This window comes from Paramesorhizobium salinisoli (genome assembly GCF_003335045.1).
GTDB lineage: Bacteria > Pseudomonadota > Alphaproteobacteria > Rhizobiales > Rhizobiaceae > Paramesorhizobium > Paramesorhizobium salinisoli.
Genome location: NZ_QOZG01000005.1, coordinates 460,369 through 472,840 on the forward strand (window position 1 = coordinate 460,369; position 12,472 = coordinate 472,840).

The 12,472-nt window shown below is 61.6% G+C and carries 11 protein-coding genes; 6 read left to right on the forward strand and 5 right to left on the reverse strand.

Annotated elements, in window-relative coordinates; all coding sequences use genetic code 11:
* The first annotated feature begins 109 nt into the window (after positions 1-109).
* Genes DUT91_RS14505 through DUT91_RS14520 form a run of 4 tightly spaced genes read left to right on the forward strand, consistent with a single transcriptional unit; the run spans position 110 to position 3,664 of the window.
* Positions 110-1,051, forward strand: a complete 942-nt coding sequence (locus tag DUT91_RS14505) for an ABC transporter permease (protein ID WP_200834967.1) — start codon at positions 110-112, stop codon at positions 1,049-1,051.
* A complete protein-coding gene (locus DUT91_RS14510) occupies positions 1,051-1,920 on the forward strand; it encodes an ABC transporter permease (RefSeq protein ID WP_114441094.1) in 870 nt (289 codons plus the stop codon). The genes DUT91_RS14505 and DUT91_RS14510 overlap by 1 nt, the downstream gene beginning before the upstream one ends.
* A 1-nt stretch (position 1,921) precedes the next feature.
* On the forward strand, positions 1,922-3,133 hold the full coding sequence (locus DUT91_RS14515; protein ID WP_114441095.1) for an amidohydrolase/deacetylase family metallohydrolase: 1,212 nt from the start codon (positions 1,922-1,924) through the stop codon (positions 3,131-3,133).
* A gap of 21 nt (positions 3,134-3,154) precedes the next feature.
* Positions 3,155-3,664 (forward strand): RidA family protein, encoded by a 510-nt coding sequence (locus DUT91_RS14520; protein WP_114441097.1) that lies wholly within the window; start codon positions 3,155-3,157, stop codon positions 3,662-3,664.
* A gap of 6 nt (positions 3,665-3,670) precedes the next feature.
* On the opposite strand, the gene DUT91_RS14525 is transcribed toward DUT91_RS14520, so the two are convergent.
* The gene (locus DUT91_RS14525; protein ID WP_114441099.1) at positions 3,671-4,531 is read right to left on the reverse strand and encodes an IclR family transcriptional regulator; all 861 of its coding nucleotides are present in this window, start codon (positions 4,529-4,531) and stop codon (positions 3,671-3,673) included.
* A 149-nt stretch (positions 4,532-4,680) separates the two neighbouring features.
* Here DUT91_RS14525 and DUT91_RS14530 point away from each other — a divergent pair, with 149 nt between their 5' ends.
* Positions 4,681-5,880 carry an aminotransferase class V-fold PLP-dependent enzyme gene (locus DUT91_RS14530; RefSeq protein ID WP_114441101.1) on the forward strand — a complete coding sequence of 400 codons (1,200 nt, stop codon included), beginning with the start codon at positions 4,681-4,683 and terminating at the stop codon, positions 5,878-5,880.
* A 244-nt stretch (positions 5,881-6,124) separates the two neighbouring features.
* Positions 6,125-7,951: an ABC transporter ATP-binding protein gene (locus DUT91_RS14535; RefSeq protein WP_114441103.1), complete on the forward strand. Its 1,827-nt coding sequence runs from the start codon at positions 6,125-6,127 to the stop codon at positions 7,949-7,951.
* A gap of 13 nt (positions 7,952-7,964) precedes the next feature.
* Here DUT91_RS14535 and DUT91_RS14540 read toward each other — a convergent pair whose 3' ends face one another.
* From DUT91_RS14540 to DUT91_RS14555, 4 genes are all read right to left on the reverse strand, one after another.
* The gene (locus DUT91_RS14540; RefSeq protein ID WP_114441245.1) at positions 7,965-9,113 is read right to left on the reverse strand and encodes an alpha-hydroxy acid oxidase; all 1,149 of its coding nucleotides are present in this window, start codon (positions 9,111-9,113) and stop codon (positions 7,965-7,967) included.
* Between the two features lie 136 nt (positions 9,114-9,249).
* Positions 9,250-10,119, reverse strand: a complete 870-nt coding sequence (locus DUT91_RS14545) for a DUF3313 domain-containing protein (RefSeq protein WP_114441105.1) — start codon at positions 10,117-10,119, stop codon at positions 9,250-9,252.
* 79 nt (positions 10,120-10,198) lie between these two features.
* Positions 10,199-11,542: a sensor histidine kinase gene (locus DUT91_RS14550; RefSeq protein ID WP_425373793.1), complete on the reverse strand. Its 1,344-nt coding sequence runs from the start codon at positions 11,540-11,542 to the stop codon at positions 10,199-10,201.
* The gene (locus DUT91_RS14555; RefSeq protein WP_114441247.1) at positions 11,539-12,210 is read right to left on the reverse strand and encodes a response regulator transcription factor; all 672 of its coding nucleotides are present in this window, start codon (positions 12,208-12,210) and stop codon (positions 11,539-11,541) included. Before DUT91_RS14555 ends, DUT91_RS14550 begins: the two co-directional genes overlap by 4 nt.
* Positions 12,211-12,472 lie beyond the last annotated feature (262 nt).

The window sequence follows — 12,472 nt, forward strand, 5'->3', positions numbered from 1 at the left end:
GGTCGGCATGCAGCATTTCAAAAATATGCGTGCGTCCTTTGCAAGTCCAAGATCGGACGCGCGGCGCTCCAGATGATCATGCCCGGCTACGGGCATAGGAACACCATCCATGATCCGTTACATCCTCCAGCGCCTGTTCGGCATGATCGTCGTGATGTTTCTCGTCCTCACGATCGTCTTCGTCATCCTGCGTGTCACGCCGGGCGACCCGGCTGCCGTGATGCTCGGCCCCGATGCCACGGCACAGGACATCGCCGAACTTCGCAGCCGGCTCGGCCTCGATCAATCGCTTGGAGTCCAATATGTCTATTACATCGGCCAGGTGCTGCGAGGCGATCTCGGCCAATCGATCTTCCTCAACATACCTGTGACCTCGGCGCTGCTCGACCGCGCCGAACCGACCTTCTTCCTGACGCTGTTTTCGCTCGTCATTGCCAGCGTGATCGCCCTGCCCGTCGGCATCTACGCCGCCTACCGGCGCGGTTCATTCGTCGATCAGGCGGCAACCACGCTTGCCATGTTGGCGGCGAGCATTCCGAGCTTCTGGCTTGGCCTTATCCTGATGCAGTTCTTCGCGGTGCGGCTGAACCTCTTCCCTGTTTCCGGCTATGGCGGGCCCGGATCGACCTTCCTCGACCGGATGTATCATCTGACCTTGCCAGCCGTAGCGCTCGGCGTGGTCTCGTCCGCGCTGATCCTGCGCTTCACCCGCGCGTCAATGCTCGATGTGCTGGGCGAAGACTACATCCGCACGGCCCGCTCCAAGGGGGTGATCGAACGCCGTGTCGTCCTCAAGCATGCGTTCAAGAATGCGCTAATCCCGATCCTGACGGTCCTCGGCCTGACGGCGGCGGTTCTGGTTTCCGGCGCGGTCGTCACCGAAACCGTATTCGGGCTTCCGGGCGTCGGCAATCTCGTCGTATCGGCGGTGCTGCGCCGTGACTATCCGGTCATCCAGGGGGCATTGCTGGTGATCGCGGCGCTTTATGTGCTGATCAATTTCGCCATCGACATGCTCTATTTGGCTGTAGATCCAAGGGTGCGCTACTGATGACGGATATCACCATAAAAACCCAGCCGAGCGAGCGGTCCAAGTTCATTCGCCGGTTCCTGAAGCGCAAGACGGTTGCGGCCGGAATGATCGTGCTGGTTCTCTTCGTCCTGCTGGCGATCTTCGCACCGCTCATCGCGCCTTATTCCCCGTCGAAGCTGTCGATCGTCAACCGGCTGAAGCCGCCGAGCGAGCTTCACTGGTTCGGCACGGACGAGTTCGGCCGCGACGTGCTGTCCCGCACGATCTATGCCGGGCGGCTATCGCTGCTGGTCGGCGCGGCGGTGATGTCGCTGTCGGCGGTGATCGGCGTGACGCTCGGCCTGCTCGCCGGCTTCTTCAAGCAGCTCGATACGCCGATTGCCCGGCTGATCGACGCAATGATGGCCTTTCCGGAGATCCTGCTGGCGATCGCGCTCGTCGCGGCGCTCGGTCCTTCGCTGACGACCGTGATCATTGCGCTGTCGGTCGTCTATGCGCCGCGTCTTGCCCGCACCGTGCGGGCCTCGACGCTGGTGATCCGGGAACTGCCTTATATCGAGGCGGCGAAGGCGCTGGGCATATCGACGCCCCATATCATGACGCGGCATGTGCTGCGCAATCTGATCTCGCCCATCCTCGTACAGGGGACCTTCCTGTTTGCCAGCGCCATGCTTGCCGAAGCCGGGCTTTCGTTTCTGGGCCTCGGCGTCAGCCCCGACATTCCAACCTGGGGGACGATGATTTCCGCCGGCCGGCAATATATCGGACAGGCCGACTGGATGACGCTCTTCCCCGGCTTCGCCATCATTCTTTCCGTGCTCTCGCTGCAGATGGTCGGCGACGGGCTGCGGGACATGCTCGATCCAAGACTTCGAAGGGATTTATAAGATGACTTTCGCGGAAAACGCGATGAAACCGCTTCTCCTCACCCATGTGAAGCCGATGGCATTCGGCCCGGCTACACCCGGGGGTGTGGTCGATATCCTCGTCGGTGCGGACGGCAGGATCGCACAAATCGGGTCCTCTCTCGCCGTCACCGAGGATGTGACCCGCGTCGACGGCATGGGGGCCTGGATATCGCCCGGCTGGATCGATCTGCATGTGCATATCTGGCATGGCGGCACCGATATCTCGATCCGCCCGTCCGAATGCGGCGCAGAGCGTGGCGTGACGACGCTGGTGGATGCGGGCTCCGCCGGCGAAGCCAATTTCCACGGTTTTCGCGAATATATCATCGAGCCGGCGAAGGAGCGCATCAAGGCCTTCCTCAATCTCGGCTCCATCGGGCTCGTCGCCTGCAACCGCGTGCCAGAACTGCGCGACATCAGGGACATCGATCTCGACCGCATCCTCGAATGCTATGCGGAGAACAGCGAGCACATCGTCGGCATCAAGGTGCGCGCGAGCCATGTCATCACCGGCTCGTGGGGCGTCACGCCGGTCAAGCTCGGCAAGAAGATCGCCAAGATCCTCAAGGTTCCCATGATGGTGCATGTCGGCGAGCCGCCGGCGCTTTACGACGAGGTTCTCGAAATTCTCGGACCCGGCGATGTCGTCACCCATTGCTTCAACGGCAAGGCCGGCTCGAGCATCATGGAGGACGAAGACCTCTACAATCTGGCCGCGCGCTGCGCCGACGAAGGCGTCCGCCTCGATATCGGCCATGGCGGCGCCTCCTTTTCGTTCAAGGTCGCGGAAGCGGCGATCAAGCGCGGCCTTCTGCCGTTCTCGATCTCGACCGACCTGCACGGTCATTCCATGAATTTTCCGGTCTGGGACATGGCGACAACCATGTCGAAGCTACTTTGCGTCGGCATGCCGTTCGACAAGGTGGTGGAGGCTGTCACGCACGCGCCGGCATCGGTGATCAAGCTGCCGATGGAAGACCGCCTCTCGGTGGGCAGCCGAGCCGACTTCACCATTTTTGATCTGGTGGATTCCGATCTGGAAGCCACTGATTCCAACGGTGACGTATCCGTTCTCACCAAGCTGTTCGAGCCGCGTTATTCGGTCATCGGAAGCGAAGCGATCACCGCCAGCCGCTACAAGCCCAAGGCGCGCAAGCTGGTGCGCCACAGCCACGGCTATTCCTGGCGGTAACGCCAACCATAATAAAATCGCATGACAGGAGTTCGCGTGAACCAATCTTCGATCATTGCCGATGCGAACCAGAGCTCGCCCTACGAACGGCTCTCCTCGCTCGGAATCACACTTCCGGCCGCCCCGCCGCCCATCGCCAATTTCGTCACGCATGTGCAGGAAGGCAATATTCTCTATCTCTCCGGACAGGGGCCGCGTGAGGAGAACGGCCTGCTCTATTCCGGCAAGGTCGGCATCGACGTCTCCACCGAGGAGGCTTACGGACACGCCCGGCTGACGGGCATCAACCTGCTTGCCGTGATGCATGCGGCGCTGGGCGATCTCGGGCGCGTGAAGCGCGTCGTCAAGCTGCTCGGCATGGTCAATGCCGCGCCTGACTTCGAGGACCACCCCAATGTGATCAATGGCTGCTCGGACCTCTTCATGGAAGTGTTCGGAGAGGCTGGACAACATGCCCGCTCGGCCGTCGGCTTCGGGTCCCTCCCCGGCAATATCACAGTGGAGATCGAAGCCATCGTCGCGCTTCGCTAGGACCCGTCAATGATTGCGCCAGCCCATCAGCCCTTCGATCCTTTCCGCCGCGGCGCGCACATGCGAGGTGTAATGCGTCTCGTCGGAAAGAACCTTCTGCTCCGGCAGAACGATCGAGATGGTCGCGACGCACTCGCCCTCGCGGTTGCAGATCGGCGATGCGATACAGGCAACGGCGTAATCGGACTCGCCCGCCTGGATGGAAAGGCGAGCCTCCATGGCGTCGGCGGCCGCAGCCGACAAGGTTGCCGGATCGACGTCCGCTCGGCCTGTGGGCGAGGAACGGGCGCAGCGCTTGAAAAGCTCGATCCGCTCGCTATCGGGCAAATGGCCCACGAGCAGGCGGCCGGAGGCGGTCCAGTTCAGCGGTACGCGGGTTCCGACACGCGACGCGACCTGAAAATGGCTCGGCCCGTCCGCCATGGCGAGCACCAGCATATGGTCGCCGTCGCGCCCGCAGACCTGCACGGTTTCGCCGACCTGCCGGCAGAGATCGTGCATTTCATGGGTGGCGACACTTATGAAATCGAGCGAGCGGGCATAGGCGAGGCCGTAGTGGTAAAGCCGCGCGCCGAGCCAGATCATGCCGTCGGCGCTACGCGTCAGAAGGTTCTTTTCGACCAGATCGTCGATGATCACGTAGACGGTGGAAAGAGGCGCGCCGATGGCCTTGGCGACGGCATAGGCGCCGCTGGGCGAACCGGTCTCGTAGAGATAATCGAGCACCTGCAGGGCGCGGTCGATGCCGCTGACCCGCGAGCGTTTCGTAGCCGTGGCATGGTTCTCGCCGGTGGCGGGAATGGGTTGGGTTTTAGCGTCCAAGACAAGAACTCGCTTAAGGCATTTCGCACAGTTAAATGGCTTCATTTTAACGGCAGCGACAATGCGACAAACTAATGAATCCAGAGCGGCACGCTCTAGTGGTTTTCGCGCACTATTACATTATTGTGGCATATCTGTCGATGAGAGGAAGGCGCTGGCCTCCGAAATCGGCTGCACATTTCCAGGAGAAGACAATGCCGACTGAAGACATCCGCGCATCCCTCGGCTTGCGTCCCGTCATCAATGTTTCAGGCACGATGACGAGCCTCGGGGCATCGATCGTGGTGCCTGAGGCCATTGCCGCGATGACAGCCATCCTGCCGCAATTCGTGGAGATCAACGACCTCCAGCGCAAGGCGAGCGCGGTGATCGCGCGACTGACCGGTGGCGAGGCGGGCTTCGTCACGGCGTCGTGCTCGGCCGGCATCAGCCTTGCGGTCGCAGGAGCGATGACCGGCGCAGATCTTCTGGCAATCGAAAAACTGCCCGATGTCACCCCTGAGCGAAACGAGGTGCTGGTGCAGATGGGCCATGTCGTCAGCTATGGCGCACCAGTCGATCAGGCCATCCGGCTGGCGGGCGGCAAGGTCGTGCTGATCGGACAGGCGACCTCGGCCCACCGCTATCACATGGAAAATGCGATCAACGAAAAGACAGCCGCGGCCGTCTATGTCGTCTCACACCATGTCGTCGATTACGGATTGCTGAAGCTTACGGAATTCGTCGAAATCGCTCATGCGAAGGGCGTTCCCGTCATCGTCGATGCGGCCTCCGAATATGATCTGCGCATATTCCTGGAACAGGGCGCGGATATCGTCCTTTACTCCGGACACAAGTTCCTCGGCGGTCCGACGTCGGGTATTGTCGCGGGCAAGAAGGACCTGGTCCGCAACGCCTTCCTCCAGAACATGGGGATAGGTCGCGGCATGAAGGCCGGCAAGGAAAGCGTCTTCGGCGTCATGGCTGCGCTCGAAGCCTGGGAAAAGCGCGATCATGACGGCATCCGCGCCCGTGAAGCCGGTTATCTCCAGCTATGGCGCGAGACGCTTGAGGGACGGCCGGGCGTCACGGCGCTGATCGAACCGGACCCGACGGACAATCCGCTGGACCGCATGCGCGTCATCATTTGCGAGCAGCAGGCGCATATCACCGCCTGGGATCTCGCCGAAGCGCTGGCTCGCGGCACGCCGCCAATCATCGTGCGCGACCATGAAATCGAGCATCGCCATTTCTACCTCGATCCCTGCAACCTGCATCCCGGGCAGGAAGCGATCGTTGCACGCCGGCTGGCTGACGAACTCGACAAGGCCGCGGCCTCGAACGAGATCATCGCGACGCCGCTGGAGAACCGCAGCAGGCATCGTTTCGACAGTGCGCTGCGGTGGCCGGATTGATAGAGCGATATCTGTTTAATGGAATCGCGAGGCGCCCCCCTCTGTCCTGCCGGACATCTCCCCCGCAAGGGGGGAGATTGGCTGACGCAACCATCGGCGTTCATCCACAATTTTTGCGATTGGTACCGCCCTTCATGAAGGCCTAATCTCCCCCATGCGGGGGAGATGCCCGGCAGGGCAGAGGGGGGCGTTGTCCCGCCAGCGTTTCATCTAGAAAGAACCGAAACCGGAATAGGAGCCCGCCATGGCCAGCCATCCCTCTCCAAAGACTGATCCCGTCCTCTCCGTCGAGAACCTGACGACGTCGTTCATGGTCGATGGAGAATGGCGGCCGGTCGTGCGGGACGTATCGTTCACGGTCGCTCCCGGCGAAACAGTGGCGATCGTCGGCGAATCCGGTTCCGGCAAGAGCGTTACCTCGCTGTCTATCATGCGGCTGTTGCAGGCCGATACCAGCCGCATCGAGGGCCGGATCATGCTCGACGGCCGCGATATCCTGCAACTGCCGGAAAGCACGATGCGCCATGTGCGGGGCAATGATGTCGCGATGATCTTTCAGGAGCCGATGACGAGCCTCAATCCGCTCTTCACCATCGGCGACCAGATTTCGGAAGCCTTGCGCTGCCATTCGCCCATATCGGCGGCGGACGCACGCGTCGAGACCATCCGGCTTCTGGAAAAGGTACGCATCCCGTCGGGCGCCTCGCGTTTCGACGAATATCCCCACCGCTTCTCCGGCGGCATGCGCCAGCGGGTGATGATCGCCATGGCCCTTGCCTCGCGTCCCAAGCTGCTGATTGCCGACGAGCCGACGACTGCCCTCGACGTGACCATCCAGGGGCAGATTCTCGATCTCATCAAGACGCTGCAGGAAGAGGACGGAACCTCCGTCCTGTTCATCACGCACGATATGGGTGTCGTCGCCGAAATCGCCGACCGGACGGTGGTGATGTATCGCGGCGAACAGGTGGAATCGGGCGCGACCAGCGATATCTTCTTTCGCGCAAAGCATCCCTATACGCGCGCGCTCCTGTCCGCCGTGCCCGTACTCGGCTCGATGGCCGGCCATGACAGGCCGATGCGCTTTCCCGTTGTCGACACGGCGACCGGTCTGTCCGATATTCCGATCGAGGCGGCCGACACGGTTGCCTCCGGCGAACAGCCGGTGCTCCAGGTGAGGAACCTCACCAAGCGCTTCGATATCCATTCCGGTCTCTTCAGCCGCCTGAGCGGGCGCATTCATGCGGTCGAGAATGTGTCCTTCGATCTCCACGCCGGGGAGACCCTGGCGCTGGTCGGCGAATCCGGCTGCGGCAAATCCACCACGGGACGAGCCATCATGCGCCTGATCGAGCCGCAGGCGGGCTCCGTCCTCGTCGACGGAACGGATATCCTGTCGCTCGACAAGGCCGGCATGCGCGACATGCGCAAGACCGTTCAGATGATCTTCCAGGACCCTTTCGCCAGCCTCAATCCGCGCATGCGAGTAGGAGCCGCCATTGCCGAGCCCTATCTGGAGCACAAGATGGGGAACGCCCGGCAGGCGGAGGGTGTGGTCGCCGATCTCCTGGTCAAGGTGGGGCTATCGCCTGATATGGCGTCGCGCTATCCACACGAGTTTTCCGGCGGCCAGCGCCAGCGCATCTGCATCGCCCGCGCGCTGGCGCTCGATCCCAAGGTGATCGTCGCCGATGAAAGCGTCTCGGCGCTCGATGTGTCGATCAAGGCTCAGGTCATCAATCTGCTGCTTGACCTGCAGCAGAGCCTGAACCTCGCCTTCCTGTTCATCTCGCATGACATGGCGGTCGTCGAGCGCGTCAGCCACCGGGTCGCCGTCATGTATCTGGGCGAAATCGTCGAAATCGGCCCGCGAGCCGACGTCTTCGGCAATCCGCAGCATGCCTATACGAAAAAGCTGATCTCGGCGGTGCCGATCCCAGATCCGGATCGCCGGCGCCAGAAAGGCCGGAGCGGCAATGACGAGATCAAAAGCCCGATGCGGCCGGCCGATTACGAGGTCGTGCCGATCCAATACAGAGAGGTTTCGCCGGGCCATCTGGTCGCGACATGAAGGCTGCCGTCGATTATGAGCGGAAGCGCAAATTGCCTCGTGTGAGCTCTTCGACCGAGGCGCACCCCATTAGCCTCATGCCGCGCTCGATCTCGACATGCATCATTTCCAGCGCACGCTCGACGCCGACCTGTCCGGCGGCGGCGAGCGGGAACAGGTAGTAGCGGCCGAGGCCGACCGCCTTTGCACCGAGCGAAAGCGCCTTGAGCACATGGGTGCCGCGCTGCACGCCGCCATCCATCATCACATCGATCCTGTCGCCCACCGCATCGACGATCTCCGCGAGCTGGTCGAATGCGCTGCGCGAGCCGTCGAGCTGGCGGCCGCCATGGTTGGAGAGGACGATGCCCGTGCAGCCGATATCGACCGCACGCCGGGCATCCTCGACCGACATGATGCCCTTCAGGCAAAATTGCCCGCCCCAATGCGCCACCATCTCGGCCACGTCGTCCCACGACATCGAGGGATCAAGCATTTCCGTGAAATAGCGGCTGATCGACATGGCGCCGCCGCCCATGTCGACATGGCCGTCGAGTTGCGGCAGCCTGAACTTCTCATGCGTGAAATAGTTGAGAGCCCATGAGGGTTTGATCGCGAACTGGGTGATGCCGGCAAGATTGAGCTTGAAGGGAATGGCGAAGCCCGTCCGCTTGTCGCGTTCGCGATTGCCGCCGGTGATGCTGTCCACGGTCAGCATCATCACCTCGACGCCAGCCTGCTTGGCGCGGGCCATCATCTCGCGGTTCAGTCCCCGATCCTTGTGGAAGTAGAACTGGTAGACCTGCGGCCCGTTGCTGATGCGGCGCGCCTCTTCGAGGCTGACGGTGCCGAGCGAGGAAACGCCGAACATCGTGCCGTATTTTGCCGCCGCGGCCGCGACCGCACGTTCGCCCTGGTGGTGGAACAGGCGCTGCAGCGCCGTCGGCGAACAATAGACGGGCATCGCCAGCTTCTGCCCCATGACCGTGACCGACATATCCACATCGGTCACGCCGCGCAGGACATTCGGCACCAGATCGCAATCGTCGAACGCCTCGGTGTTGCGCCGATAGGTGACTTCGTCGTCGGCCGCGCCATCGATGTAGTTGAAGATAGGCCCCGGGAGGCGCTGCTTGGCCATGCGGCGGAAATCATGGAAGTTATGGCAGTTCGTCAGACGCATTTCATCACCCTGTTGCGCGGGATATATGCCGTATAATCCATTCATCTGGAAAGGGAAATCGTGACAATATCTCGCGCGCCGCGATGTCTATGGTTTCGGAACGCCGTTCGAAGTGCGGCGGCTCCCTCCCCTCTTGTCAAGGCGTCGTGAGCGGTTTGCGCTTCTTGTCGGTCCATTGCGGTGGCGCGCCGTAATTTGCCGCCACGGCGCCGAGCAATCCAGGCGCGCGGCCATAGGCATCGCAGGCCGCATATTTCGGCTTTCCACCGAGCCATGATTTCATCCGCTGCCTCGAGGGAAGAGAGATGTCGAGCCCCTTCGGCTCCTTGCCCTTCACCAGCATCTTGGAAAAGTCATCGCTAAATTTCGAAGCGAGGGTATATGCGTCGCCCACTTCAGAAACGCGGGGATTGTCCTGGATCGAATTCGCCCCGCGAGCCCACACCATTGCCGCGCGCTGGACACCGCCTCTGTCGATGGCCTCCGCCTCGACGGCCAGGCCGCCCAGGCCGAAGGGCAGGCGCGGCACGCTGACGAAGGGAACGTTGCTCGGTATCGCAAAACCACCGCCGACGGTTACGACGGTTGCAATTCCCGCCATCGTCTTATTAGTCGGAACCACATCGGTGATGACGGACCGGATCGTCAGATCCGCCGGTTGATCGGCTGGAACCATTTGATACCTGTCGCTCAGCGCGACACAGAGCGTCCGGTCGAGTGCATTGGAGACAAGCGAGCGGTCGGCTTGCGTTTTCACCCGGGATGCGGCGCTATAGACGAATGTCGTCGGCACGATCCTCGCCGTCCTCATAACCGCCAGGCCCTGCCCATCGACAAAATTACGCGATTTGCCCAGCTTTCCCTTGGGCGCGCCAAGATTGCTGTAAGAGGTGAGCGTCCCGCCTTCCTTCAGGGGTACCGAGGCGCATCCGGTCGCCGCCAGGGCCACGGGCAAAGCCAGGCATAGGAATCGGACGGATGTTTCGATCGTTTGATTGCTGCGCACGTGTCTGGCCTTCCGTTGGGATGTTCTGGAAGGACCATGCGAAGGCAGGGTTGCCGCAACATTACGCGAGATTGCGGAGTCAGAGTTGAATCGCCACCTGCGTGCCGGTCGTGCTGCTTTTGATGCTGACCTGACCGCGATGGTTTGCAGCGATCTGCTTCACCAGGCTCAAGCCAAGGCCCGCGCCCTTGCTCTTTGGCGTGACACGATAGAATGGCTCGAAGACCAGTTCCTGATGTTCGGCCGGGATGCCCGGCCCTTCATCGGCCACCTCGATCCGTCCATGGGCCGAGACCGTGACCGTGACCATCCCGGCATTGCCGCCATGGTCGATGGCATTGCGGACCAGATTGCTGATCGCTCTCCGCAGAGCGGAAGGGCTGCCTTTGCGTTCCAGGCTTTCCACTTCGCTTTGAAAAGAGATCTGGTAGCCGGCCGCGATGGCAAGAGGGGCGAGATCGGCAACGACCGTTCGGGCAATTTCGACGATATCGATGGTTTCATGGAGATCGGCTGCCTGGTCGTTGCGCTCGAAGTCAAGGAGCTGTTCGGCGGTCTCGGCCAGACGCGCGACGTCGGCCAGCAACCGCTGGCGTTCCTTGCCCTCGGGCATCCCGTCGATCCGGGTCTGCATGATGGCGATCGGCGTTCGCAGCTCGTGCGACGCATCGATCAGAAAGCGCTGGCGTTTCCTGTATTCATGCTCAAGCCGTTCAAGCGTGCCGTTAAAGGCAAGCACCAGCGGTGCGACTTCCTTGGGAATCCCGTCCACCGGCAGGCGCCCTTCCGGGCGGCGCGGTTCAATTTCCGACGCTTTCTGCGCGACATCGCTCACCCTCACCAACGCGCGCCTCACGATGCGAAGAACGGTGAGTAAAATCATGGGCAGAGCAATGACGATCAACGGGATGTAGATGGGATAGGCCTTGGCCAGAATGGCGAGGGCGGGCGACAAGCCCATGTCGGTCACCCCGCCAAACAGAACGCGGACTTCACCTATTGGAGTATCGACGTTTTCAATCGACGCGATTGCATCGGTGCGGGTTGATCCGCGTATATCCGCGTCCTGAAACAGATACGCCAGATGTTTGAGTTCGGCATAGGGAGCGGGGGCGCTTCCGTAGGATACCGAATCTCCGCCTGTCGTGGTGGCAACATACCAAAGCCCGCTGTTCTTCCTCTTGAGCAACTCAAGCTCAGGCGTATCGCGCAGCTGAAGCTTTCCCTGGCTGTCGCGCTGCACCGCGTGCGCTATCACTTCGGTGATCTTGTCCTCCACGGCGATGTTCGGCGACATAACCGTCGTCGCCCAAATGGACAGCCCGACGATTACGGAAACAACCACGGCAATGATGACGAGGCTGAGCTGCCAGCTCAATTCCCACCACAGCGATGGGTTCGACCTGCGCGCGCCACGCATCATTCTTCCCTCAGGAGATATCCGACGCCCCGGATCGCGTGGATCGCCACACCGGCGCCAGCATCCAGTAGTCGCTTGCGCAGCCGGGAAATATGCGCGTCGAGTGCGTTCGACTGGATCTCTTCTTCATAGTTGTAGACCGCCGCCTCCAGCGTCGAGCGAAGGACGGTTTTATCCTTCCGCTTGGCGAGCGCCACCAGAACCAGGAGCTCGCGCCTGGGAAGATCGATCGGGGTCGAATCGATCGTTACATTGAGGTTCAGCGGATCGACCATCATTCGCCCGGCAACAATGCCCGGTTCGGCCAGGCTGGACGGCCGGCGGAGCACCGCGCGCACCCGCGCCACCAGCTCTTCGACGAGGAAGGGCTTGCCGAGGTAATCGTCGGCACCCACGTTGAGACCTTCGACCCGCTCCATCGGCTCATTGCGCGCCGTCAGCACGATGATCGGCGTATCCGTTCCTGCACGCCGCAACTCGGGAATAAAGGTCAATCCCTCGCCGTCGGGCAAGCGGCGGTCCAGGAGGATCGCATCGTAAACGTTCTGGCGCGTCAGTTCGACTGCATCGGCGAGATGCATCGTGTGATCGGTGACGATGCCATGCTTGCCGAGCGCCCCCGACAGCGCAATCGCCAATTCCTTCTCGTCTTCGATCAGTAGAAGTCTCATGGCTATCCGCTCTTTCGTCCTGTCCTTGTCCGCCGCGAAGATTGCAGCAGCATTGCGGAGCTTGAAAGGCGGAGAGGTAATGCTGCTGCAATCCTGGCGGTCCAGCGTTGGTGACCCCAACCTACATCCAAGGAATAGCGCGATGGCTTATAAATCGACGATAAACAGCGAGCGGCGCAGAAGGCGAAATGGACCTGTTTCCCGCCTGTTGGCCAGATATATTCTATCGGCCGTCCTATGGGGCGCGCTTTTGGGAGGTCCG